Origin of the sequence: Caballeronia sp. TF1N1 (assembly GCF_022878925.1) — a bacterium.
Taxonomy (GTDB): Bacteria; Pseudomonadota; Gammaproteobacteria; order Burkholderiales; family Burkholderiaceae; genus Caballeronia.
In genome coordinates this window covers 25,754-50,917 of the sequence record NZ_CP084633.1, presented here as the reverse complement: position 1 = coordinate 50,917, position 25,164 = coordinate 25,754, and the positions used below count along the sequence as shown (strand labels likewise).

General features: G+C 62.2%; 24 protein-coding genes. 7 read left to right on the top strand and 17 right to left on the bottom strand.

Annotation, left to right across the window (positions count from 1 at the left end):
- Positions 1–7 precede the first annotated feature (7 nt).
- Both LDZ28_RS32285 and LDZ28_RS32280 read left to right on the top strand, forming a co-directional pair.
- Positions 8–1,264, top strand: coding sequence for a D-amino acid dehydrogenase (locus tag LDZ28_RS32285; RefSeq protein ID WP_244832425.1), 1,257 nt, complete (start codon positions 8–10; stop codon positions 1,262–1,264).
- A complete protein-coding gene (locus tag LDZ28_RS32280) occupies positions 1,261–2,250 on the top strand; it encodes an asparaginase (RefSeq protein WP_244832424.1) in 990 nt (329 codons plus the stop codon). The genes LDZ28_RS32285 and LDZ28_RS32280 overlap by 4 nt, the downstream gene beginning before the upstream one ends.
- Positions 2,251–2,290: 40 nt before the next feature.
- Here the strand turns inward: LDZ28_RS32280 and LDZ28_RS32275 are convergent, their stop codons facing one another.
- Positions 2,291–3,862, bottom strand: a complete 1,572-nt coding sequence (locus LDZ28_RS32275; RefSeq protein ID WP_244832423.1) for a DHA2 family efflux MFS transporter permease subunit — start codon at positions 3,860–3,862, stop codon at positions 2,291–2,293.
- Positions 3,863–4,287: 425 nt separating this feature from the next.
- Between LDZ28_RS32275 and LDZ28_RS32270 the strand changes: the two genes are divergently transcribed.
- From LDZ28_RS32270 to LDZ28_RS32260, 3 genes are all read left to right on the top strand, one after another.
- Complete coding sequence (locus LDZ28_RS32270; protein WP_244832422.1) at positions 4,288–5,088, top strand: SDR family oxidoreductase; 801 nt, start codon at positions 4,288–4,290, stop codon at positions 5,086–5,088.
- A gap of 38 nt (positions 5,089–5,126) precedes the next feature.
- A complete protein-coding gene (locus tag LDZ28_RS32265) occupies positions 5,127–6,059 on the top strand; it encodes a 3-keto-5-aminohexanoate cleavage protein (protein ID WP_244832421.1) in 933 nt (310 codons plus the stop codon).
- Between the two features lie 166 nt (positions 6,060–6,225).
- Positions 6,226–7,572 (top strand): MFS transporter, encoded by a 1,347-nt coding sequence (locus LDZ28_RS32260; RefSeq protein WP_244832420.1) that lies wholly within the window; start codon positions 6,226–6,228, stop codon positions 7,570–7,572.
- A 225-nt stretch (positions 7,573–7,797) separates the two neighbouring features.
- Here the strand turns inward: LDZ28_RS32260 and LDZ28_RS32255 are convergent, their stop codons facing one another.
- From LDZ28_RS32255 to LDZ28_RS32195, 13 genes are all read right to left on the bottom strand, one after another.
- Positions 7,798–8,334 (bottom strand): HD domain-containing protein, encoded by a 537-nt coding sequence (locus LDZ28_RS32255; protein ID WP_244832471.1) that lies wholly within the window; start codon positions 8,332–8,334, stop codon positions 7,798–7,800.
- 129 nt (positions 8,335–8,463) lie between these two features.
- Positions 8,464–9,309, bottom strand: a complete 846-nt coding sequence (locus LDZ28_RS32250; protein WP_244832419.1) for a BtpA/SgcQ family protein — start codon at positions 9,307–9,309, stop codon at positions 8,464–8,466.
- Between the two features lie 22 nt (positions 9,310–9,331).
- Complete coding sequence (locus LDZ28_RS32245; RefSeq protein WP_244832418.1) at positions 9,332–10,237, bottom strand: ribokinase; 906 nt, start codon at positions 10,235–10,237, stop codon at positions 9,332–9,334.
- Positions 10,234–10,416: a hypothetical protein gene (locus LDZ28_RS32240; RefSeq protein WP_244832417.1), complete on the bottom strand. Its 183-nt coding sequence runs from the start codon at positions 10,414–10,416 to the stop codon at positions 10,234–10,236. The genes LDZ28_RS32245 and LDZ28_RS32240 overlap by 4 nt, the downstream gene beginning before the upstream one ends.
- Positions 10,413–11,177, bottom strand: a complete 765-nt coding sequence (locus tag LDZ28_RS32235) for a glutamine amidotransferase (protein ID WP_244832416.1) — start codon at positions 11,175–11,177, stop codon at positions 10,413–10,415. The genes LDZ28_RS32240 and LDZ28_RS32235 overlap by 4 nt, the downstream gene beginning before the upstream one ends.
- 2 nt (positions 11,178–11,179) lie before the next feature.
- A complete protein-coding gene (locus LDZ28_RS32230; RefSeq protein WP_244832470.1) occupies positions 11,180–12,301 on the bottom strand; it encodes a phosphotriesterase in 1,122 nt (373 codons plus the stop codon).
- A gap of 5 nt (positions 12,302–12,306) precedes the next feature.
- Positions 12,307–13,299: an ABC transporter permease gene (locus LDZ28_RS32225; protein WP_370652319.1), complete on the bottom strand. Its 993-nt coding sequence runs from the start codon at positions 13,297–13,299 to the stop codon at positions 12,307–12,309.
- 14 nt (positions 13,300–13,313) lie between these two features.
- The gene (locus LDZ28_RS32220; protein WP_244832469.1) at positions 13,314–14,069 is read right to left on the bottom strand and encodes an ATP-binding cassette domain-containing protein; all 756 of its coding nucleotides are present in this window, start codon (positions 14,067–14,069) and stop codon (positions 13,314–13,316) included.
- Positions 14,070–14,133: 64 nt separating this feature from the next.
- Positions 14,134–15,087, bottom strand: coding sequence for a substrate-binding domain-containing protein (locus LDZ28_RS32215; RefSeq protein WP_370652316.1), 954 nt, complete (start codon positions 15,085–15,087; stop codon positions 14,134–14,136).
- A 188-nt stretch (positions 15,088–15,275) separates the two neighbouring features.
- A complete protein-coding gene (locus LDZ28_RS32210) occupies positions 15,276–16,289 on the bottom strand; it encodes a LacI family DNA-binding transcriptional regulator (protein WP_244832414.1) in 1,014 nt (337 codons plus the stop codon).
- 87 nt (positions 16,290–16,376) lie between these two features.
- Positions 16,377–17,915 (bottom strand): efflux transporter outer membrane subunit, encoded by a 1,539-nt coding sequence (locus LDZ28_RS32205; protein WP_244832413.1) that lies wholly within the window; start codon positions 17,913–17,915, stop codon positions 16,377–16,379.
- Positions 17,905–19,434, bottom strand: coding sequence for a DHA2 family efflux MFS transporter permease subunit (locus LDZ28_RS32200; protein ID WP_244832464.1), 1,530 nt, complete (start codon positions 19,432–19,434; stop codon positions 17,905–17,907). Before LDZ28_RS32200 ends, LDZ28_RS32205 begins: the two co-directional genes overlap by 11 nt.
- A gap of 1 nt (position 19,435) precedes the next feature.
- Complete coding sequence (locus LDZ28_RS32195) at positions 19,436–20,560, bottom strand: HlyD family secretion protein (RefSeq protein WP_244832463.1); 1,125 nt, start codon at positions 20,558–20,560, stop codon at positions 19,436–19,438.
- A 118-nt stretch (positions 20,561–20,678) separates the two neighbouring features.
- Here LDZ28_RS32195 and LDZ28_RS32190 point away from each other — a divergent pair, with 118 nt between their 5' ends.
- Complete coding sequence (locus LDZ28_RS32190; protein ID WP_244832462.1) at positions 20,679–21,392, top strand: TetR/AcrR family transcriptional regulator; 714 nt, start codon at positions 20,679–20,681, stop codon at positions 21,390–21,392.
- Between the two features lie 150 nt (positions 21,393–21,542).
- On the opposite strand, the gene LDZ28_RS32185 is transcribed toward LDZ28_RS32190, so the two are convergent.
- A complete protein-coding gene (locus LDZ28_RS32185) occupies positions 21,543–22,145 on the bottom strand; it encodes an NADPH-dependent F420 reductase (RefSeq protein ID WP_244832467.1) in 603 nt (200 codons plus the stop codon).
- 123 nt (positions 22,146–22,268) lie between these two features.
- Here LDZ28_RS32185 and LDZ28_RS32180 point away from each other — a divergent pair, with 123 nt between their 5' ends.
- A complete protein-coding gene (locus LDZ28_RS32180) occupies positions 22,269–23,168 on the top strand; it encodes a LysR family transcriptional regulator (protein ID WP_244832466.1) in 900 nt (299 codons plus the stop codon).
- 24 nt (positions 23,169–23,192) lie between these two features.
- Here LDZ28_RS32180 and csgH read toward each other — a convergent pair whose 3' ends face one another.
- Together csgH and LDZ28_RS32170 are read right to left on the bottom strand one after the other, a co-directional pair.
- Positions 23,193–23,525, bottom strand: a complete 333-nt coding sequence (gene csgH / locus LDZ28_RS32175) for a curli-like amyloid fiber formation chaperone CsgH (RefSeq protein ID WP_244832461.1) — start codon at positions 23,523–23,525, stop codon at positions 23,193–23,195.
- A gap of 161 nt (positions 23,526–23,686) precedes the next feature.
- Entirely contained in the window at positions 23,687–25,021 is a 1,335-nt protein-coding gene (locus LDZ28_RS32170; protein WP_244832460.1) for a hypothetical protein, read from the bottom strand.
- Between the last annotated feature and the right edge of the window lie 143 nt (positions 25,022–25,164).

The following is a 25,164-nucleotide window of genomic DNA, read 5'->3' as shown; positions in this document are numbered from 1 at the left end:
GCAAGCCATGAACATTCTGGTGATCGGTGCGGGCGTGATCGGTCTCACGACCGCATACCGCTTGCGCGAGGACGGCCACGAAGTGAGCGTGATCGACCGGCGCACGGAGGTCGCGGCGGAAGCGAGCCGCGCCAACGGCGCGCAGCTTTCTTACAGCTACGTGGCGCCGCTCGCCGGTCCTGGCGTGCTTGCGAAGCTTCCCGGTTGGCTTATGCGTCGCGACGCCCCGGTGCGCGTCTCGCCCGCCATCGACGTGAATCAGTGGCGCTGGTGCTGGCAATTCGCAAGGGCCTGTACTCAGGCGATGAGCGAATCGACCACGGCGCAACTCCTTGCGCTGTCCTTTCTGAGCCGCTCGCTGATGCACGAATTTACCGCCGCCCATCCCACGCTTGCCTTCGACTACGTCCGCGCTGGCAAGCTCGTCATGCATCGAAGCGCAATGGCGATGTCGCGGGCCGCGTCCTTGCTGTCGTACCAGCGTACGCTCGGCAGCGAGCAGCAAGCGCTCGGCGTGAGCGATTGCGTCGCGCTCGAACCCGCGCTGGCCCAGGTGGCAGATCGATTCGTCGGCGGCATCCATACGCCGGGCGAAGAGGCAGGCGACTGTCACCGCTTCTGCGTGGGACTCGAAAGCTTGTTGCGCGAACGAGGCGTGGCGTTCGAGCTGGGTACGGCCGTGCGTTCGCTGTCCGTGTCGAACAAAGGCGAGGTCCGGGCAATTGCCGGAAGCCGCAGGTTGGACGCGGAACATGTCGTCGTGGCGTCGGGTTGCGACAGCGCGGCCTTACTGCGCACAATTGGCGTGCGGGTGCCGGTCTATCCGCTCAAGGGCTACAGTCTGACGCTCGATGCAGTCGCGGGAAAGGCTGCGCCCGCGACGAGCGTGACGGACTTCGACCGCAAGGTGGTGTACGCCCGATTGGGCGACCGTCTGCGCGTGGCGGGCATGGCGGACATCGTGGGGCATTCGAGTGCGATCGATGTGACCCGGCTCGCGACGCTGCGGCGCGAAGCGCAGGCCGTCTTTCCGCACGCGGGCGATTATGACGCGGCATCCGCGTGGGCGGGCTTGCGGCCGGCCACGCCGCGCGGGACGCCGATCATCGGAGGGTCCAAATACCGGAATCTCTGGCTCAACGTCGGTCATGGCGCGCTTGGCTTCACGCTCGCCATGGGGTCGGCGCACGTGCTCGCGCAACGGATGGCCGGGCGCCAACCTTCGCTCGACGACACCCCCTTCTCGCCGCGTGCTGCATCATGAATGCGCGCGTCGTCATTGTCGGCACGGGCGGCACCATCGCGGGGCGCGGTGCGTCGGCCGCGCATACCGCGACCTACGACTGCTCTGTCGAAACGGTGGATGATTTGCTCGACGCGTTGCCCGGCGCGCGCGATCTCGCCGATATCCAAACGGCCCAGCTTTTCCAGACCGGCTCTGAAAACTTCGGCAATGAGGAGCTGCTCGGGCTCGCGCGGCATGTTCGCGCGCTTCTCAAGCGGGACGACATCGACGGCGTCGTGGTGACGCACGGCACCGATACCATCGACGAGACGGCATACTTTCTGCACCTGGTGGTGCCGAGCGCGAAGCCCGTCGTCGTGGTCGGCGCAATGCGCCCGGCGTCTGCGCTCAGTGCCGACGGACCGCTCAACCTGTACAACGCGATCGTGGTGGCGTCGAGCGCGGCATCGCGCGGCAAGGGTACGCTCGTCGTTTCGAACGACGAGATTCACTCGGCGCGCGACGTCGTCAAGACCAGCACCTTCAAGCAGGAAGCGTTTCGTTCGACCTTCGGTCCGCTAGGCTACGTGGTCGAGGGACGCGCGCGTTTTTATCGGCTGGTGGCGCGGCGGCATACGGTGGAAAGCGAATGGAGCATCGACACCATCCAGACCTTGCCCGAGGTCGCTATCGTCTACGCGCATGGCGGCATCAACCGAACGGTGGTCGAACACATGGCGTGCTCCGACGTGGATGCGATCGTGTACGCCGGGACGGGCAACGGCAACGTGGCGCACGAGTTGATCGATTCGCTCGTGAAAGCGCGCGCGAGACACATTCATATCGTGCGTGCGTCGCGCACGGGCAGCGGCATCGTCATCCGCAACGCCGCACAGCCGGACGATCGCTATGGATGGATCGCGGCGGACGATCAGGTCCCGCATAAGGCGCGAATCCTGATGATGGTGGCGCTCACGGGAACGAGAACCACGCACGCGTTGCAGGAAGCGTTCGTGACGTACTAGAACCCCGACCGCGCGCCGCAGGCATGCCTGTTCCCTGGCCTCAATGCGCCCCAGCCGCCTCCGCCGAATCCCCACCCTTCACCGGCCGCGTAATCCAGACAAGCGGAATGATCAAAATGAAAATGAACGTGGACGCATAGAAGAAATCGTCGAGCCCCATGACGGCAGCCTGATTCGCCACCATCAACTCGAACGATGCGTAAGCCGCACCCACATCGATATGAAGCTGCGACTGCAATGCCGCGATGGTCTGATTGAAAACCGGATTATGGACGCTCGCCTGTTCGGTCAGTCGCACGTGATGCACGACCGTCCGATGATTCCATACGGTGCCCGCGATCGACGTGCCCACCGCCCCGCAGAAAATGCGCGCGAAATTCGACAACCCCGCCGCTGCGGGAATCCGTTCGGGCGGCAAGCCGGAAAGAATGATCGACACGAGGGGCACGAACCAGAGCACGGTCGGAATACCTTGCAGCAAGGTCGGTATGACGAGATGCCACGCATCGACCGTACTCAGATACTGCGTGCGCATGAAGAACACACCGGACAGTCCCATGAACGCGACCGTCACGAGAACGCGGGCATCGAATAACTGTAAAAGTCGCCCGATAAAAGGCGAAAGCAATACCGTGAAAATGCCCACCGGCGCGGTGACGAGGCCGGCGTCATAAGCGCGATAGCCGAGATACTCCTGCATCCATTGCGGCAGCAGAACGAGGTTGCCGAAGTAGAGCGCGTAGGAAACGGAAATGGCTATGGTGCCGCTGCTGAAATTGCGCAATGCGAAGAGCCTCAAGTCGACGACCGGATGCGCCTCCGTCAACTCCCACACGAGAAAGAACGCGAAGCTGACGAGGGCGATCAGCCCCAGCGCAACGATGAAGGGCGAAGCGAACCAGTCGAGGTCCCTGCCCTTGTCGAGCATCACCTGAAGCGAGCCCACCCACACCACGAGCAACGCAAGGCCGACCGTATCGATGGGCAGTTTCTTCGTCGGCGTCTCGCGCTTGCGATAGATGATCCACGTGGCGCCCGCCGCAATGAAGCCGACCGGAATGTTCACGTAGAAGATCCACGACCAGCTGTAGTTGTCGGTGATCCAGCCGCCTAGCACCGGTCCTGCGATCGGACCGACCGTGGCGGTCATCGCCCAGAGCGCCAGCGCCATGTTGGCGCGCGCCTTCGGATAAGAACTCAGCAGCACGGCCTGGGACAAGGGAATGAGCGGCCCGGCCACGAGGCCCTGCAAGATCCGCGCGCCCAGCAGGAAAGGCAGGTCAGGCGCGATGCCGCAAAGCCATGAAGCGAACACGAACATCAGAATCGCGCCGACGAACAGGCGGATCTGGCCGATCTGCTGCGTAAGCCAGCCCGTCAATGGAATGGATACGGCATTCGCGGCCGCGAAGATCGTGATGACCCACGTTCCCTCATCGACCGATACGCCGAGGTTTCCCGAGAGATTCGGCACGGCGACGTTCGCAATCGACGTATCGAGGACGGTCATGAAGGTCGCAAGCGCCACCACGATGGTGGCAATCACGAGCTGGCCGCCCTGCAACGGCGGATGCGGGACGGGTGCTGCGGGAGACGGCGATCCCTGCGTCATGACTGCGGTTCGGGGTTGATTGTTGTAAGCAAAAGCGGTTCTTCAGCAGGGCGCGTCCTCGAAACGAGCGATTCAACCCGCTCGTCTCGCGCGCGCCGCAACTGTCGATGACGTGAGAATAGCGGAGCTCGCTGCTTTATTAAACGCCTATTTCATAAATTCGCTTAGGTGATTACTTCGCAGAAGGGTTATCCCCTAGGCGAAGCGGATTGACACAGATCATCAACAAACACACACTGTGATCACAGATCACGGAATAACTTCGACTCTCTAGCCGATGCCCGTGGCGCGGATCAACGCATCAACATGCGCAAGATGCAAAAAGCGCGAAATGGGCCGTGCGAGCAAGAACAGCAACGCCTATCACCATCGCCCACGCTTCGAAAAGCTGACCAAATAACAATCGTCCCACAGGAGCCAACCACATGGATTACCTCAAACTGCTCGCCCCGCCCGCCGGATTGCGCGTGCTGATTACCGGCGGCGCGTCGGGCATCGGTTTGACGATCGCGCAGGCGTTCGTGTCCACGGGCGCGCGCGTGCATGTATGCGATGTCGACGCCAGAGCCATCGATGCCCTATCGACTCATGCGACCGTATCGCCGTCGATCACCGGTACTCGCGCCGACGTATCGAATAAAGCCGACGTCGCGCGCGTGTTCGACGACGCGAAGCGCGAACTCGGCGGCCTCGATGTGCTGATTAACAATGCGGGCATCGCGGGACCGACGGGCGGCATCGACGAGATCGAGTCGGACGACTGGGAACGCACCATCGACATCAATCTGAATAGCCATTACTACTTTTCGAGCCAGGCCGTGCCGATGCTGCGCGAAGCAAATGGCGGCGGCGTGATCGTTTTCATGTCGTCGGTCGCAGGACGTCTCGGCTATGGATTCCGCACGCCCTATTCCGCGACCAAATGGGCGATCGTGGGCCTCGCGAAGAGTCTCGCCATTGAACTCGGCGCGGACAACATTCGCGTGAATGCGGTGCAGCCGGGCATCGTCAAGGGGCCGCGCATGGAAGGCGTGATCGCCGCGCGCGCGAAGCAACTGAACATCAGCTATCAGGAAATGGAAGCGCGTTATCTGGAGAAAATTTCGCTGCGCCGCATGGTGACGCAAGAGGAGATCGCCGCCAGCGTGCTGTTTCTGAGCTCGCCAGCAGGCAGCGCGATTTCCGGTCAGGCGCTGTCCGTCTGCGGCAACGTCGAAACGCTCTGAATATCGCTTCAAACAAGTACGAGAGGAGATCGAACACCATGGCAAGCAAACGCAAAGTCATCATCACCTGTGCGCCGACGGGCGCCATCCACACGCCTTCCATGTCGCCGTATCTGCCGGTCACGCCGGATCAGATCGCCGATGCCGCGCTCGCCGCCGCACGCGAAGGCGCATCGATTCTTCATTTGCACGCGCGCGATCCCGAGGACGGCCGGCCGACGCAAGACCCCGCGGTTTTCGAACGCTTTTTACCGCGCATCAAGGCGGAAACGAACGCGGTCATCAATCTCACGACAGGCGGCAGCCCGCATATGACGGTCGCCGAGCGCCTCAAGCCCGCGCATCATTTTCAGCCGGAAGTGGCATCGCTGAACATGGGATCGATGAACTTCGGGCTGTATCCGATGCTCGACCGTTTCAAGGACCTGAAGCACGACTGGGAACGTCAGCATCTGGAGAAGAGTCGCGATCTCGTATTCAAGAACACCTTCGCGGATATCGAGTACATCCTGAGCTCGTGCACGGCGAACGGCACGCGCTTCGAGTTCGAGTGCTATGACACCTCGCATCTCTACAACCTCGCGCATTTCGTCGATCGCGGGCTTGTGAAAGGGCCGTTCTTCGTGCAGACCGTGTTCGGACTGCTGGGCGGCATAGGCGCGCACCCGGAAGATCTGGCGCATATGAAGCGAACCGCCGATCGCCTTTTCGGTTCGGACTATGTGTGGTCCATTCTCGGCGCGGGGCGCAATCAGATTCCGCTCGCGTCCATCGGCGCGGCGCAAGGAGCGAACGTGCGCGTTGGCCTTGAGGATTCGCTGTGGATCGGTCCTGGCCAGCTTGCCGAATCGAGCGCGCAGCAAGTGCGCCAGATTCGCCAGGTGATCGAAGGCTTGTCGCTCGACATCGCGACGCCCGCCGAAGCGCGTCAGATGCTCGCGCTCAAGGGCCACGACAACGTGAACTTCTGAAGACCGCACCGAAGCAAGCGGACGCGCGCCAAGCGACGTCCGCGCCATGACAACGAAAAGATACACGGAGACAAGTCATGAAAGCCTACCTATCTCGCCGCGACGCTTCACCTCGTCGTCCATGCGCGCCCTGCTCTTCCAATCCGTCCTGACGCCGGGAGTCATCATGTCCACGCCCAGTTCTTCGCGTAACTCAACACATGCGTCACCCCATGCGTCGCTGAACGCGCTGCTGTTTCGCAAGCTCATGCCGCTGCTCGTGATTTCGTATGTGATCAGCTTTCTGGATCGCACCAACATCGCGCTTGCCAAGCATACGATGAGCATCGATCTTGGCCTGTCATCCGCCGCCTATGGGCTAGGCGCGGGGCTGTTCTTTCTCACGTATGCCGCTTTCGAGATCCCGAGCAATCTCGTGATGCATCGTGTCGGCGCGCGCTTCTGGATCACGCGCATCATGGTGACATGGGGCGTGCTCTCGGTGGCGATGGCCTTCGTGCGCGGCGAGACCTCGTTCTATGTGATGCGTCTTCTGCTCGGCGTGGCCGAAGCGGGACTGTTTCCCGGCGTGATGCTGTATCTGACTTACTGGTTCGGACGCGAGGATCGCGCGCGCGCCACCGGCTACTTCCTGCTCGGCGTGTGCGTGGCCAACATCGTCGGCGGCCCGCTTGGCGGTGCGCTGCTGGAAATGGATGGCGTGCTCGGTTTTCACGGCTGGCAATGGCTGTTCATGGTCGAAGGCGCGCCTGCCGTGCTGCTCGCGATCGTCGTGTGGAAGATATTGCCCGACCGGCCGACGCGCGCTTCGTGGTTACCGCGCGAGGAAGCGCTGGCGCTGGAGCGTCGTCTTGCCGCCGAACAGGAAGCCATCGGTACGGGTCACGGCGGTCATACGTTTCGCGCGGCGCTGGCGGACAGACAGATTTGGCTCTCGATCTTCGTCTACTTTTGCCATCAGTTGACCATCTATACGGTCATCTTCTTTTTGCCGGGCATTATCGGATCTTCGGGGCACTTCTCGCCATTCGTCGTCGGCGTGCTGACGTCCACCCCGTGGGTCGCCGCCGCACTCGGCGCCGCCCTTTTGCCGCGCTTCGCGAGCAATTCATCGCGCAGCCGCCGCATGCTCGTGGGCGGCCTGCTGATCATGGCCGCGGGCATGCTGGTCGCCGCCTATTCGACGCCCGTCATCGGCTTTCTCGGCGTGTGCGTGTCCGCTTCGATGTTCTTCGTGGTTCAGTCGATCATCTTCACGTTCCCGTCTTCGCGGCTTTCAGGCAGCGCGCTTGCGGGCGGACTCGGGCTCGTCAACACGTGCGGGTTGCTCGGCGGCTTCGTCGGGCCCACGGTCATGGGGATCATCGAGCAATCGACCGGCAAGGCGATGAACGGGCTGGTGTGTCTTGCTGTCGCGCTGATTGTCGCGGCAATGTGCAGTGTGCGGTTGCGGCACGGCCATGAAACACGCAAGACGAGCGATGCGGATCGACGGGCGACGAACGCGGCTTGAACGATTGATGGTTTTCCTGGATGCGAATCGCCGAGCGGGCTTGTTAAATCCGCTCGCCGATGGCACGGTTAACTTCGGCTCGTCAGGGACATGTATCGGGCACACCGTTGAACATGGCGATGAGCGACCGGAGCAAAACGCGTCGCCTCAACCAAGATTGCAATCATCGCCAACTACGACACTGCGGATGCATCTCGCCGTCATTCAACGCCATTCGCCACGGCATCAGTCGTCTTTCCCGCGAGCGACGTCACCGGAAAAGTGCGCGCCGACAAGCTCACGCGCCGCTTCCCACAACTGCGGCGATCCGCGTGCAATCACAGGCCCGTACCGCTCCACGACCTGTTGCTCGTTCACGCCGTTCTCCGTCCACGTGCCTCCGCCAGTCAAGGTATTGATCAGCAACGGCTGCAGCCGATCGAGCGATTTGGCGAAGATCGCCTCCGGTGTCTCAGCCGCCTCGAATTCCATCCATAGTTTGCGCAGTTCGCGCCCTTGATCGTCGGGCAATAACCCGAAGATTCGCTCCGCGGCCCGTTGCTCCGATTGCTCGATCGACGCGGAATCCGCGCCTGGCGCGTGCAGCGGATGATCGCCGGCATCGATCTCGACGATGTCATGCACGAGCAGCAGTTTGATGACATGAAAACTGTCGACCTCCTTCGCGCAATCCGAAAGCACCAGCGCGAACATGGCCAGATGCCACGAGTGCTCCGCCGAATTCTCCCTGCGGCTGCGGTCGATGAGCGGCGACTGCCGCATAACCGATTTCAGCTTGTCCAGTTCGATGAGAAACCCGAAGCGCCTCGAGAGCGGCTCGACCTCTTTGTCTTGGTTCAAATTCACTCTCCCGGAAGACGGTTGCACACGAGGAGAAGTCTACCGCTCGTCCTAACCTCCTCGCGCCGCGTGCACGAACCGCCGCACCTTGTCTTCATCGACGGGATTCCACCACACGCCGCCCACCTTCAGCGAACTCGCGACGATCACCGCATCCACGACCGACAAAATCTCCGCGACGTTGTGTTCCGTGCAGCCGCTGCCCACCAAAAGCGGAAGCCTGGTCGCGGCGCGAATCTGCCGAAGATAATCGAGGCTCGCGACATCGCCCGTGCGCTGGCCGGTGGCGATGATCGCATCGGCATCGAAGAATTCGACATCGCGCACGAGTTCCTCGAGCGCACGATCCGCGACGATTGCATGCGCGCCGTGCTTCACGTGCGCGTCCGCAAACACGCGGATGCCTTCCGCGCGCAACCGCGCACGATATCGCAAGGCCCGCGCCGCCTCGCCTTCGATGATGCCTTCATTGGCCACATAAGCATTCGCCCACTGATTGACGCGCACGAACGCGGCATTGCTCGCGGCCGCGATGGCGAGCGCCGGCACCGAAGCGTTGGCAAGCACGTTGATGCCGATAGGCAGGCCCGTCTCGCGCGCAATCCGGTCCGCGCCCACGGCCATGAACGCCGATGTTTCCGGTCCGATGTCATCTGGTTTTGCGAACGGCACGTCGCCATGATTTTCGACGATGAGACCATCGACGCCGCCTGCTGCATACGCGCGGGCATCGGCAAGAGCGGTTTCGTATAGCGTCTCGCTCGCGCGTCCGTCGTAGCGCGGCGCGCCGGGAAACGCCGGGCAGTGAATCACGCCTATGACCACGCCGCGCGGGCGGCCGAAAATATGCGCGATGCTGTCGGTGCGTCCGCGTCCAACCTCGTGTCCGGTGTCCATGAGAATCCTGTCGAAGTATCGGTCAGATGAAGCGCGCGAGTTCGAGCATGCGCGCACGATCCGGAAAACTCGCCTGCGTGCCGTGCCGGCCGACCACATAGGCGGCAACGGCCATTGCGCGAGGCAGGATGTTGCGCATACGATGGCCGTGCGCGAGCCCAGCCGCGAGCATGCCGCAGAGTGCATCGCCTGCGCCGACCGTGTCCACGGCAATGACTTCAGATGCGGGCATCTGCTCGATGCCGCCGTGCGCGCCGCACCAGACGACGCCGCCCGCGCCGAGCGTGACCAGCACGTCGGTCGCGCCTGCCGCGTGCAGTGCGAGCGCCGCGCGGCGTGCATCGGCGTCGCCCGACAGCATTTCGGCCTCGACGCTGTTGACGACGAGCACATCGACATCGGGCAGCAGCGCGTTGACCTCGAATTGCACCGGTCCCGGATTCAGAAGCGTATGCCGCCCGCCGCGACGCGCCGCGCGCAACCACGTCGCCGTCACCGTGCGCGCCAGATTGCCTTGCAGCACGATCCAGTCGCCCGGCGCGCTCACGGCGTCCAGCAACGCGGCATCCGGTGCGTAGCCGCTGGCGGCTTCGTTGCGCGTGACGATGGTGTTTTCACCGGCAGCATCGACGGTGACAATGGAAAGGTCCGTCGGGCAATCGAGATGTTCAACGTGCCGCGTATCCATGCCTTCCTCACCGAGCATGGCGACGATGCGCGCGCCGTCGGCATCGCGTCCGACAGCCGCAAGCAACGTCACCTGCGCGCCCGCGCGTGCAGCGATCACCGCCTGATTCGCGCCCTTGCCGCCGAAGTCCAGCGTGCTGCCAAGCGCAATCGACGTCTCGCCGGGCTTCGGCAACGAAGCCACGCGCAGCGTCATGTCCATCGCCGCGTTGCCGATCACGCAGACGCGCGCGCTGCTCATGATGGTGCCATCCGGTAGCCGAACATTGCTCGATACGAGCCGAGCGCCTCACGCGGGCGAGCGTCGCGGCAAGCCGCGCATGCCGCGCGCGCGAGGTCGAGGTCGAGGTCGAGGTCGAGGTCGAGGTCGAGGTCGAGGTCGAGGTCGAGGTCGAGGTCGGCGATACTGAAATACATCATGCCGCGCGCGCCTCGGTCAGCCAGTCGAGACACTGCCGCCAAAGCCGCCCATAACCGTCCCACGCGGAGAACTCGGGCGGCAGCCAGTGCACGGACATGTCGCTTGTCCAGGCAAGCGTGCGGCCCTCGCCATACTGCCCCGCCACGAGCAACGGATGGCCCGTGTCCGGCACGGTTGCGATGAGCGTCGCACCTGGCTTCAACTCGACTTCGTTGTAGCCGAGCAGATGCGGCCATTGCATGCCGAGGCCCTCTATCACCGGATGCCGCGCGACGATACTCGGCGTGAACCCCTCGGGCACTTCCACGCGGTCGTCCCACGCGAGGCACTTCACGGGCAGCACGTCCTCGACGGGCGTATTGCGAAAGCGCGCACTGCCGTTGATGCCTTGAAAGCTCAGATAGCCACCGATCATCATGAGACCGCCGCCTGCCTCCACATACTCGCGCAACAACTTCAGGCGGTTCGGCGTGCGCTTGCTGTGCACCCACGTATCCGGATGCAGCAAGAGCGTATTCGCGCCGATGTCGGAAAGAATGATCGCGTCATACTCCTTGAGCCCTTCGAGCGTCGTGGGAAATCGCGTCTGCGCGTCGTGACTCGGCATGTGCGTGACCGCGTACCCGGCGCTGTCCTTGAAGAGCGCGAGAAACTGCTCGGAGCCGGTGTGATACGTCACCGACGCGAACAGATCGAAACCCTTCACATGGGTTGCCGTGCTGGTCCACGACTCTCCGGCGAGCAGGACTTTCTTCGTCATTCTCAATCTCCTTGAACGCGACGGCTCGTCACGCCAGATGCCGCCTTCGAGAACACGCGAGCGGGATTGGTCACGAGCATGGTTTCGATCTGCGCGTCGCTCACGCCGTGGCGTCTGAGTCTCGGCACGAAGTGTTCGAGGATATAGCCGTAGCCGAAGCCGCCGTAACGCGTGAGCATCATCTTGAGGAACACGTCCTGCGAGAGCAGCAGATTGCCGATGAACCCCGCATCGATGAGCGCGCGGATAGCGCGCGCGTTCTCTTCATCGGACGGCGATTGCGCGGCTTCGTCGGCGTAGTAGTAGTCCATGCCGATCATGTCGTATTCGAGCCACGCACCGCGCCGCGCGATGGAATGCTGATACTCGATATCCGCGTGGCTCGGGTTCATGTGACAAAGCACCGTATGCGCGAGATCGGCGCCCTCGCGCTCGACGATATCGAGCACGCGATGTCCATGCCGCACCCATCCCGGCAGATGCACCGAAAGCGGCACGCGCGTGGCGGCGCTCGCGCGAGCCGCCGCGCGCAGCGACTTCTCTTCTTCCGCCGTGAACGCCGCCGACACGCCGATTTCGCCGATGAGCCCCGCGATCACATCTGGCTTGCGCTCGGCGCCGCCCACGTCGAAGATCATCTGCTTGGCGAGTTCGTCGATGGAACGCTCGCGCACGTACGCCGGATGCGAAGGCTCCAGATAAAAGCCCGTCGACATGACGATGTTGAGCCCCGTGCGCCGCGAAATGCGCTGCAGCGCGAGCGGATCGCGGCCAATGCCGAGGTTGGTCGGATCGACCACCGTCTGGCCACCCAATTCGCGGAACTTCATCAGTTCCTCGGTGGCGGCATCGGCATCGAATAGCTGGCAGTTGTCGCGGTTCATGAGCGGATTCATGCGCAGCGCGCCCAAAATGCCGACATGCACCTTCTGCTCGCCGATATGCCGCTCGCCGCAACAGGCGGGCGCGACCCATTTGCCGGAGGCATCGACCAGAATATGCTCGTGCATCAGCGTGATGCCCATTTGCTCGACCGGTAGCGGACCGAGCACCGTCATCACGTGGCCGCTGCCGACACCTATGGGCAGCGTCGCCGGATGACCGAATACGGGTTTCGTCGACATCATGCTCAGCCCTTCTTTCCACGCCGGGCGGAAAAGATGCGCGTGTTCAGCCAGATCGCGAACAGCATGATGGCCCCCTGGATGATCTGCGTATAGAACGGCGACACGTGAACCAGAATCAGCCCGTTACCGAGCACGGCAATGGTCAGCGCGCCGAGGAGCGTTCCCAGAATGGTGCCGCGGCCGCCGAACAGATTGGTGCTGCCGAGCACGACCGCCGCGATCACCGCGAGCTCGAAGCCGACGCCCTGATTCGACGAACCGCTCCCGAGCCGCGCGGTCGTAATGAGCCCGGCGAGCCCCGCCGCGATCCCGCTCAGCACATACACCTTGATGATGACGCCGCGTGTATCGACGCCCGCGCGCCGCACGCCTTCCGCGTTCGTGCCGATCCCGATGATGTAGCGCCCGAAGCGCGTATGACGCAGGACGACCCATCCGGCGAGCATCACGGCCACCGCGATCACGGCGGGCAGCGGAAGTCCCAGGAACCACTCGCGGCCGAGCGCGACGAACCAGCCGTTGCCATCCACGGGCACGGAATAGCCTTGCGTGATGAGAAGCGCCGCACCGCGCACGATCGACAACGTGCCAAGCGTGACGATGAACGCGGGCATGCCCGCGATCGCGATGAAGTAGCCGTTCGCGAGCCCGATGACCCCGCCGAGCACAAGGCCGCCGATCAGAACGAGCGTATCCGGCATGCCCGCGTGCAAAGCGATGGCCGCGAGCGCGCCGACGAACGCGAGCGTCGAGCCCACCGAAAGGTCGATGCCCGCGGTGGTGATGACAAGCGTCATCGTCGTGGCGACGATCAGCAACGGCGCACTCTGACGCAGCACGTTCAGGAGATTGCCGGTGGTGAGAAAAGTGTCGGTGGCGATGCTGAACGCCACGACGCAGATCGCGAAGAAGGCCGCGATGCTCGCGACGCCCGCACGATGGCCCAGCCGGTGCGACAGCGAAAGCGCGCGCCGTGCGGAAGATTCGGAGGACACGGTGGTACCCATGATCAATGTTCGGCGTGTGGACGCGCGGAGCGCGCGTTGAATTTGTGCCCGACGATCAGATCGACGATCTCCTGCAGATTCGTCTCGCCGATAGGCCGGTCCGCGATGGCGGTGCCTTCGTACATCACCGTGATGCGGTCGCAGACCAGAAACAGATCCTGCAGCCGATGACTGATGAGAATCACGCTCACGCCGCGCGCGCTTACGGTTCGCACGACATCGAGCACCGCTTCGACCTCCGCGACGGCGAGCGCGGCAGTCGGCTCGTCCATGATGAGCACTTTCGGATCGAACGAAACCGCGCGCGAAATGGCGATGGCTTGACGCTGTCCGCCCGACAGATTTTCCACGTCGAGTTTCGTGTCCGGAATGCGGATGCCGAGCCCGTCCAGCATGGAACGTGCATCGCGATGCATCTTCGCGTGATCGAGAATCGGCATGCCGAGCACGCGGCGCATGGGCTCGCGGCCGAGAAACAGATTGCCCGCGACATCGACCGTATCGCACAAGGACAGGTCCTGATAGACCATCTCGATGCGATGCGTGCGGGCATCGCCCGGATTGTCGAAATGGACCGTCTTGCCGTCGATCTCGATCGATCCGCTGTCGGGCACGACCGCACCCGACAGCACTTTCGACAGCGTCGATTTACCCGCGCCGTTGTCACCGACGAGGCCCAGCACTTCGCCCGGCGCGACATCGAGATTCACGCCGCGCAGCGACTGTATCGCGCCGTATTGCTTGGTGATGCCGCGCATCCGCACACGCAGCGGCGCGCCTGTGTCCACACTCGACATGAGGCTCTCCCGGTTTGGACGCGGCCTACTTGAACACGCTGCGATACTTCGCCACGTTCGCCTTGGTGACGATGGTCACCGGAACGGAGATGTTCTTCTCGACCGGTTGCTTCGCGATCAGCTTGAGCGCGGCGTTGACGGCCGCCTTGCCTTCGCCTTCCGGGTCCTGCTGCACCACGGCCACGACAAAGCCCTGATCGATGCCCTTGATGGCCTGCGCGCTCAGATCCCAGCCGAAAATCTTGACGCGATCCGTCGCGCTTTGCGCCGACACGGCGGCCACGAGACCGATCAAGGCCGGTTCGCCGGTTGCATAAACGACCTGCATGTTCGGGTTGCCGGAGATGAGATTTTCGGCGGCCGTCTGCGCCTGATCCTGCACGTTCTGGCCATCGACCGTGGACACGATCTTCGCATTGGGCGCGCCCGCGAGTCCGGCCTTGAAGCCGTCCAGACGCACGTTCTGAATGTACGAATTCAGCGCGCCAACCACGCCCACGCTTGCCTTGCCGCCAAGCGACTTCTTGACGTAATCGGCCGTGTAAGTGCCGATGTCCTTGCCGACCTTGAGATTGTCGACACCGACTTGCACGTCGTTATCGCCGTTCACGATAGCGTCGATGGTGACGACCGGAATGCCGGCCTTCTTTGCTTCGGCAATCGCCGGCTTGATCCCGTTCACGTCGATGGCGACCACGAGAAGCGCATCCACCTTCTGCTGGATGTATGTCTCGATGGCGTTGTTCTGCGCGTTCGGGTCATTGTTCGAATTGAAGATGGCGAGGTCCGCACCCGCGGCCTTCGCGGCCTTTTGCGCGCCCTCATCCATCTGGGTGAAGAAGAGCGCTTCCTGATTGATCTGGACCAGCGCGATTTTCTTCTTGTCGGCGGCGTGCGCGCCGCCCGATAGTGCAATCAGCGATCCGGCGGACATCACGGCGACCGCGGACATGATCCGGCGTGACAGCATGGCGTTCATCACAGCTCCTCCATCGCAAAGGCGCAGAACGAGCGACTCGTCGGCTGGTCCTGGCATGGTTGAAACTTCAGAGGGCGCGGATGAAAACGCGCCGCTTTGTAAACCGGTTTACTTAGGCTACGGCCGTCGCCCCTTTCATGTCAACCGGTCAAAATTAGAATTTGCGTGGAGTGGCGTTGACGCTGAGTTCAGCGCGAACGTGGCGGCGCGACGGACGCGCGTTCGATCAGACTCACGGGCAGCCGCCGCACGGTGGACGGTCCGCCGCCCGAGAGACGCGCAAGCAGCAACTCGACGCCCGTGCGGCCGAGATCGCGCGCGGACTGCCGAAGCGTCGTGATGGGCGGCATCAGCAGGCTCGCAAACTCCATGTCGTCAAAGCCGACGATCGACATATCGCGCGGCACGTCGATACGTCGATCGCGCAGCGCTTCGAGCAGGCCGACCGCGAGGTAATCGCTCGCCGCGAAAATCGCCGTGGGCGGCGACGGCAGCGCAAGCAGACGGCCGAGCGCCGTCGCGCCGAACTCGCGCTCGTACGAGCCGAAACAAACGAGCGTTTCATCGAATTCGATCTTCGCCTGCGCCAACGCCCGTCGATACCCTTCGCAACGCTCCTGCACGGTGAAAAGACCGAGCGGGCCGCTGATATGAGCAATACGCCGATGCCCCGCCTCGATCAGATGCTGCGTGGCGAGATAGCCGCCCTGCACGTTATCGACGAGCACTTTGGGCACGTCCGCGCCGGGCACGTCTTCATCGATCACGACGATATTGCCGCGCGTGCCGATGAGCGTGCGCAGCGTGCCGTCGTCGGGACGGTTGGAGACGAGGATCAGGCCGTCGAGATGCTGGATGTCGAGCCAGCCGACATACAGCGATTCGCGAGCGAACTGGTTGCGCGTGATGCACAAGGACAGACCGTAGCCATGTTCGGAAGCGGCCAGCTCGACTTCGTCGGCGATCTCCGCGAAGAAAGGATTCGCCACGTCCGGCATGGCCAAGCCGATAGTCTCGCTGCTGCCGAGGCTCAGGCGCCGAGCAAGGCTGTTTTGCCGGTACTTCAACGCCGCGATGGCGGCGTCGATGCGTTCGGCTGTGTCCGGCGGCAACGCGAGGCTGCCGTTCAGGTAGCGCGATACGGTCGCCTTCGAGACCTTGGCATGTTCCGCCACTTCGCGAATCGTGGACACTTTGGGCACAGCGCGTTCCGGCTTGGAAAAGCCTGAGTGTAGCCTCGTTCTCGCGCAAGCCGTCATCGAGGCATCGCGAACGCGCGCTTGTGCGCCTTATTCCTGCTTGGCGGAAAGCGCCGCATACGCGCCGTCTTGCGTATCCCAGCCGCCGCCGAGCGCCTTGTACAACGCGACGAGATTCGTCGATACCGTCGCGGTGCTGTCGACCCATTGCTGCTCGGCGGTGAGCAACGCCTTTTGTGCCGTCAACACGTCGAGGTAGTTCGACAGGCCACGAATGTAGCGCTTGTTTGCAATGTCGAGCGCGCGTTTGGAAGCCTGCACGCTTGCCTCCAGGCGATCGCGGCGGCGCTGCTCGGCGGCGAATCCCGTCAGCGCGTCATCCACTTCCTGGAATGCCGACAGCACGGTCTTGCGGTACGTGATCGCCGCTTCCTGTTGCTGAGCTTCCCGCAACGCGAGCGTCGCACGCAAGCGGCCACCCTCGAAGATGGGAAGCGAAAGACTCGGCCCCGCACTGTAGCTGCGCGCGCCCCAACTACCGAGATTCGTGAATTGCGTGGCCTGAATGGCGACGCTTCCCGACAGCGTGATCTTGGGGAAAAAGTCCGCCTTCGCCGCGCCGATGCTCGCCGTTGCCGCATGAAGCTGCGCCTCCGCCTCGCGGATATCCGGCCGCCGATGCGCCAGTTCCGATGAAAGCCCGACCGGCACGCGCGGCGGCGCCATCGGCACGGCGGATGGCGGCGACAGCTTCGCCGCAAGCGCTTGCGGATACTCGCCAAGCAGCACGCCGATGGCATTGATCAGCTTCGCTTCCTGCTGCTCTTCCTGCGGAATATCCGCGGCATTCGATTCGGCCTGGCTCTGCGCATTGGCGACATCGAGATCGGTAGCGAGTCCATGCTTCGCGCGCTCCTCCGTGAGTTGCACGGTACGCTCTGCAAACGCCAGATTCTCTCGCGTAATACGCAGCTTTTCCTGCGTCCCACGCAGATTCAGATAATCGCGCGCGACTTCGGCGGCGGTCGAGACGATCGCATCGTGCCGCGCCTCGTTCTGCGCTTCGACCGTGGCGCTCGCGCTTTCCGTCGTGCGTCGCACGCGGCCCCAGAGGTCGAGTTCCCACGATGCATCGAAACCATACTGATACAAATTGAACGGCGGCAGTGCGTTTTGCGCCGCGCTCGACGTCGGGACACCGCCTTGCCGTCCGCCGAGCCCGTTCGTATCCGTGGCCGATGACCCGCCGCCGCCCAGCAAGCCGATGACGCCATCGGCGCTCTGCAGCTCGCGCGTGTAGGAAGCGTTGCCGTTCAGCGTCGGAAGCTCGTCGGCCTTCGTCTGGCCAAGCTGCGCACGCGACTCCAGGAGCCGCGCCGCCGCGACCTTGATGTCGAGATTGCTGTCCATCGCGCGCGTGACGAGCTCGGTCAGCACGGGATCGCCGAAGCTGTTCCACCATTGCGGATCGACAGGTTCGGGCACCGCGACCGACCGGTTAGCCTCGCTCGTGGACTGCGTTTCGGGCCACGGCGCCGGTGTCTGCAATGCAGGACGCTGAAAATTCGGGCCGACCGTGCAGGCCGACAGGAAAGCGACAAACGGAATCCATCGATAATCAATGCGCATTGACTTGTGCCCCCTTCGGCAGCTTCGGCAACAAGATACAGACGGGACACAGCACGAGTGATATGACGCCGAGCATGATGAACACGTCGAGATAACTCATGACGGACGCCTGTTGCTCGACCCGTCCGGCGATGGAGCCGAGCGCATTCACGAAGCCGTTATACGGCGTGATGTGCTCGGCGAGCCGTGCATGATGAAACTGATCGCGCCACGCCAGTTGCGTCGTCACGAGCGACACGCCGAAGCTGCCGCCGAGATTGCGCATCATGTTGATGAGCGCGGATGCGTTGTTGTTCTCTTCCGGCGGAATACCGATGAACTGCACGGTCGAAAGCGGAATAAAGAGGAACGGCAGCCAGATGACCTGATAAAGCCGCGACAACGAGACGTCCCAGAAGCCGATGTTCAGATCGAGACCCGCCGAATGCAGTAACGCGACGCCCGTGCCCGCAAGCGACATCATCACGAGCCATTTGGGCTGGAACACGCGCCCGGTCACGATGCCCGCCACGGGCATGAAGAACAACGTGACGAGACCACCCAAGCCAAGTGTGAGGCCGGCGTTGGTGGCATCGTAGCCAAGTAATTCCTGCGTAAATTGCGGCAGAATCTGCGTCGTGCTGTTGATGATGAACCCGAACGCGAACATGACGCCGCAACTGATGGCGAATGCGCGCGACTTGAAAAGCCGCAAGTTCACGATTGGTTGCGCGGTCGTCAGTTCACGAATGACCAGCGCCACCAATGCGACGCATGCAACCGCCGCGAACGAGCAGATGAAGTTCGACGAGAACCCGTCCTCGCGCTCGAATTTATCCAGCACGATCTGCAGGCAGCCGAAGCCGACCGCCACCAGAAAGAAGCCGAGATAGTCGATGCGCAAGCCTCGGTCGAGCAGCGCGCGACGCTCTTGCTGAACGGGCTTGCTGTCGCTTACGAACATCCACGTCAGGACGAGCGACACCATCCCCACCGGCAGGTTGATGAGGAACACCCAGTGCCACGAATAGTTCTCGGTGATCCAGCCGCCAAGCATCGGTCCGATGGCGGGTGCCGTGACGACCGTAAAGCCATACAGCGCAAACGCCATTGCGCGCTTGTCCGGTGTGAACGTGTCCGCGAAAATGCTCTGCTCGACCGGCGCGAGACCGCCGCCGCCCAGTCCTTGCAGCACGCGAAAGACGATCATCATCGGCAGCGAGGTGGCGAAGCCGCACGCCACCGAACTGACCGTGAACAGGAACACGCAGATCATGTAGAAGCGCTTGCGCCCGATCACGTTCGCAAGCCATCCGCTGATAGGCAAGACGATTGCGTTGCTCACCAGGTAGCTCGTCGTGATGTACGTGCTCTGGTCGAGACTCGCACCGAGTCCGCCCGCGATATGCCTGAGCGCCACGTTCGCGATGGTCGTGTCGAGCACTTCCATGAAGGTGGCAATCGACACGATGACCGCGATGAGCCACGGATTGAAGGGCCCCGCCGCCGACCTCGGCAATGCTGCGTGCGTAGCGGCCATGTCAACGTACCGTCACGCGCGGACTGACGGAGAGACCCGGCGCGAGCGGCATGTTGCGCCAGTCGTCGCCATCGAAGACGATCTTCACGGGCAGACGCTGCACCACTTTCACGTAATTGCCCGTGGCGTTTTCCGCAGGCAGGCTGCTGAACACTGAGCCCGTACCGCGTTGCAGACTCTCGACATGCGCATGGAGAACCTTGTCCGGATAAGCATCCACGGTGACATCCACGGGTTGTCCCACGTTCATGTGAACGAGCTGCGTTTCCTTGAAGTTCGCGGTGACCCACATCTCGTCGGGCACCACTGCAACGAGCGCCTGTCCGGGCGTCACGTAGTTGCCAAGGTTCACGGTGCGGCGCGTCACCTTCCCTGCCTGCGGTGCGACGACTTCCGTGTAGCTCAATTGCAGCTTCGCGTTATCGACATCCGCATGCGTCTGACGCACCGATGCCTGAGCGGCGTCGATCTTGGTACGTTGCGACGCGACCTGCGCTTCGCCCGCCTGAACGGCCTGCTTCGCGCTATCGAGCCTCGCGAGCGCGCTCTTGGTGGTCGCCTGACTCTGTTCGAGTTGCTGACGCGTGATGGCGGCCGGGTCCGTGCCCGTATAGCGCGCGAGATCCTGTTGCGCCTGCAGTAGATCGGCCTGCGCGACGCGCACCTGCGCGGTCTGCTGCGCGAGATTGGCTTGCTGATACAGCAGGTCGGCATGCGCCTGCGCAACTTGCGCAACGGCATTGGCTTCCTGTGCCTCGGCTTGTTCGAGCTTCACTTCGAAGTCGCGTGGATCGATGCGCAAGAGCGGCTGATTCTTTTCGACGTGCTGGTTGTCCGCCACCAGCAATTCGATCACGCGACCGTTCACCTGCGATGCAATCTGGCTTTGATTGCTGTCGATGAACGCGTCGTCGGTACTCTCGTAGTGCCGGCTATGGAGCCAGTACGCAACGCCTCCAGCCACACAAATCAGTAATACCGTTCCGCCGATGATGGCATTCATGCGCTTGCGCTTCGGGCTCATCGGCTTGGACGTTTCCTCGCCCGGCTTCTTGTCGGCTTGCTCGCGGTCGCCTTCTCCGGCATCGCCGGAGGGCTTGCTATCTTCGCTTTCACTTCCGGCCATTGCACTCTCCCAACCAATATTGAGATGCATTCTACAATAGAACGGAACGGTATCGTTCTTTTTTTAAGAAGCGGCGTCTGTGTTAATCTTGCGCTGGAGATTTATGCAAGGATCAGCCGTGAAACGCACGATGAAAGATGGCAACGGACATGCTTCCCTATGCCCCATAGGAGCCATGTTCTCGCGCAAGAAAGGCCGTCCGTCCAACGCGATGGCAGGCGATGTGGAAGAGCGCATTCTGGACGCGGCGAGTACCGTCTTTCTGCAGCAGGGTTTCGCTGGAGCGTCGCTGGAGCGCATCGCCGAGGCGGCTGGCGCAGGCAAGGCAACGTTGTACAGTCGGTATCCGAGCAAGGAAGCGCTCTTCGCCGAAGTGGTCAAACGAAATTGCGAGCGGTGCTTGCGTCCCGTGTTCGAGGCGCCGCAATCCTCTGCTCTCGTCGAGCAACTCGAAGGGGTGACGCGCGCACTCGTCACACGCTTGCTCGACGACGAGGTGATCGGGTTGATCAGAGTGGTGGTAGCGGACGCGCCGCGATTTCCGTCGCTGGCGAAAATGACACGCGAGGCGGGGCGCCTGCGCGGCATCGATGCGGTCGCGAGCTTGATGGCGGAACATTCGCAAATTGCGCGCGACGCCAGTACGCGCGCTGCCATCAAGCGCAATGCGTTGATCATCGCTACTCAGATGCTCGATGCAATCGTTCCGCCCATGCTCATGAGAGCATTGATGGATGAAAACCTCGATGATCTTCGCAATGAGATCCGCTCGCACGTCAAGCGGACTATCGCTGTATTCGTCGCGGCGGGTGCGCTGAATGCGTTTTTATAGAGGCACGCAGTAGTCGCTCGACCCCTGCTTTGCATCGACGAGCAACTTCCACACGACTTCAAGCGGCGCCTTTATATGTCATTGAGCGCACGGATAGCCGACCTTCCCCGGTCATACGGCTTGGGTCCGATGACAAGATCGTACATTGGCTCATTGCTCCTTCTTGAACAGGTCCTGAAAGATCAACGCCGCCCAATGCTTGTCACGGGCCTGTACGAGTTGACCGCCTTCGGCGAGCTTGCCGAGACTGACCGGCGCATAACCGAGCCGTTCGACGAGCGCCGCGACGGTTGCATTGGCGCCCTCATCATCGCTCGATAAAAAGAGCACTCGGCGTCCCGCTGAAGTCGCGGGTTCCTGCACGAGCACGCGCGCGGGCAGATGGTTGAACGCCTTGACCAAACGCGCGCCTGGCAGCGCCTTCGCCACGACCGCCGAGGAAGGCAGATCGTCCAGTTCGTTTAGCGGCACGCCATAGGCATTGGTGGCGTCGATGACGACTTTGCCTTGCCAGCTAGCCATAGCCTTGGCGACATCGCGATGCGCCCAGAACGGAACCGCGAGAATGATCACGTCGGCCTTGAGCGCGTCCTGCAACGTCATAGGTACGATCTTGTCGCCTAGCTCTTGCGCGATAGGTGCGATGGATTCCGGCCCGCGCGTGTTCGCGATGCCTGCCGTGATGCCGCTGCGAGCGAATTGACGGGCAATAGCGGCGCCTACGCTACCGGTCCCGATGATCGAATAAGTCATGAGAAATCCTTTTTGGTTGGTCATGAGTACGTCGTGCTTGTGTGGATCGTGGCAGTGCGTGAACGATCTGGGAATACGGCATATCGAGATACAATCCATCACGCTCGGAGATGGATAGCCGCCATGCTCGATGGAATATCGCTGGACCAACTCAGAACCTTTATCGCCGCCGTGGATGAGGGCAGCTTTTCGGCGGCGGCGCGAAAACTCAATCGCGTTCAGTCGGCGGTGAGTGGCTGGGTCGGAGGATTGGAAGATCAAACGGGCGTCATTCTTTTCGAGCGCTCTGGACGATTCCCGAAGCTCACGCCAGAGGGCGCGTTGTTGCTCGCGGACGCTCGCAATATCGTCGCCGGGGTGGATGCGTTGAAGGCGCGTGCGAGGCTCATGACATCGGGCGTGGAAGCCGAACTCTCGGTAGTGGTCGACGTTTTCTTCCCGACTGACGTGATCAGTGCAGTCGCAAAGGCCTTCGCCGAGCAGTTTCCACTGACGCCGCTACGTCTCTTCGTCGAAGGACTGGGAGCGGCTTATCTACCCGTTCTCGACGGCCGATGCAGTCTCGGCATACTACCGCCGCTGCCGCAGGCATTTTCATCGCTGACGAGCGAGCGGCTCGGCGACGTGCCCGTGGTCGCGGTGGCTTCGGCGCAGCATCCGCTTGCAGCCATCGGTCGCCGAATAACACGGCGTGAGCTTGGCCGCCACGTTCAACTGGTGCTGACCGACAGATCCGATCTCACGGCAGGTCGCGACTTCGGCGTGGCCTCCGCTTCGACCTGGCGCTTGGCAGACTTGTCCACCAAATACGCGTTTTTAAAGGACTGCGTGGGCTGGGGAGGCATGCCTTTGCATATGGTCGAAAAAGACATCGCCGCAGGGACGCTGGTTGTTCTCGATACGGACGAGATGCCGCCCAGCGGCTGGCTTTTGACGATGTCCATCTTTCAGCAGCCTTCGCAGCCGCCCGGACCGGCAGGCAAATGGTTCATCGAACGATTGAAGACTCAGTGGCAAAGTTGATGGTTCAAACGGCCGCTCGGGCTGTCAACGAGTCGCCTGGTAAGCGCTGCCAGTTCCGCAATCCGTGCTGACCGTACGGATCACACGCCCGGCCTGCATCAACGTGATGCTGACGTTGCAAGCCTCCCCTTTCGCCGATGACACGGCAAGCGTCGAGACCGCTCGGCTCTCGCCGCCGCGCAAATGCAAACTGCCCGACTGCGACACGTTCGACGTGCCTGACGCTCCCGACTTGAGCACGTGCAAGTCGTAGTCGAGGCCGGTGTCGTACACGCTGACAACGTACGGGACGACGCGGATCGAACCGTTGGCGGAAGTGACATCGAAGGACACGGCGACATCGGAGAACGCGATCATGATCGGCTCCTTCAAGGCAAAGCGCGTCTGAATGGAAAAGCACCCGGCGTGGTGGCTATGAATATCGACCGGCACCACGCGGGGTGAAGGAGAGCATCGATCAAACGGCCGGGGGCTCGGCCGTTCGAGTCGAACACACACAACAATCTTTACTACGCCCCTTAGTGCTGAGCGATCGTCGTCGAGTTGTGGATGCCTGTTTGCGTCACGGTGGCGATGTTGCCTGAACCGGCTTGCGTGACCGATGCGTAATTGCTTCCGCCAACTTGCGTCGATGCAATGCGGTTGCCGCTGCCCGATTGCGACGAGTACAACTCGTTGCTCACGCCATCTTGCGATGCCAGCAGCGTTTCTTCCATCCCCGCCTGATACGCCACCGCATTGTTGCCGCTGCCATGCTGGAGCAGATCGAGCTTCGAGCCGAATGCGCCGACTTGCGAAAGGCCCGCCGTGTTGACGGCCGTGCCAGTCGAAACCTGCGTCGACGTGATCTCGTTGCCGCTGCCGTTTTGCTGCAACGTGCTGACATTGTTCACGCCTGAGCCACTTTGCGACACGGTCGCGCTCGAACCTGCTTCGCTCACTTGCGAAACCGAGGCGTGACTCTTTGCGCCCATCTGCGACACCGTGACGTTGCCGCCTAGCGCAAGCATCGTCGAGACGGCCGCGTCGTTATTCGAGCCGGTCTGCGAGATGGAAGTCAGGTTGGCCGCCGACAAAGTCTGTGCGACGTTTGCCGTGTTGCTCGGACCGGTTTGCAGAATCTGCGTCGTGTTGCCGAGCGCGCCGAGTTGCGAGACCGTTGCCGTCTCCAGCGAGCCATGCTGCGCGATGTTCGTGGCGTTGTCGTAGCCGAGCGTCTGAGAGACCGTTGCGTTGCCGCTGGCACCATCTTGCTGCACATTCGTGTTGTTACCCGACGACGAAGCCTGGCCCACCGATGCCACGCCGAGCGCACCGGTCTGGCTGATGATCGTCGTGTTATCCGAACCGACATTCTGCGCAACGCTCGCCGAATTCACACCGGTCTGATAAATCGAAGTCGTGTTGCCGGTGCCATTGTTCGAGTTCACGTTGGCGGTCGAACCACTCACGAAGCCGGTCTGCGTGATGTTGATCTTGTTCTGCACTTCGCCCGTCTGCACGACTGACGCCTTGGCTGCGGTCAGCACACCGCTCTGATCGATGTTCGTCGCATTGCCCGCACCGCCGCTCGTATTGACCGATGCGTTGTTCAGCACACTCGACTGGTTGATCACAACTTTGTTGTCGCGTGAGCTCGATTCGGTGACACTCGCGCGGTTGCCGGCCGCGATAAGGCCGCCCTGCTGCGATATTGCGACGTTATCGCCGTTCGTGTCCTTCTGGTCAACCAATGCATTGTTGTATGTACCGGTCGTGGTCACGGTGACGGTGTTGTTGATGGCTTCGGCGAACACGCTCGACGAGGCCAGTGCCAGAAACCCCATTGCAACGACGGATGCTTTGATCTTCATGATTGGTCAACCCCTTATATGAACCAGTGAACGATGGTTTCGTGTTTGTGCTTTTGCTTTCATTTCAGTGGTCCGGCCTGCTTGGCATTTTCATGGTGTGCACTTGCCGCCTTTCCCCTGCTGCTGCCGCTACTTCACTCGTC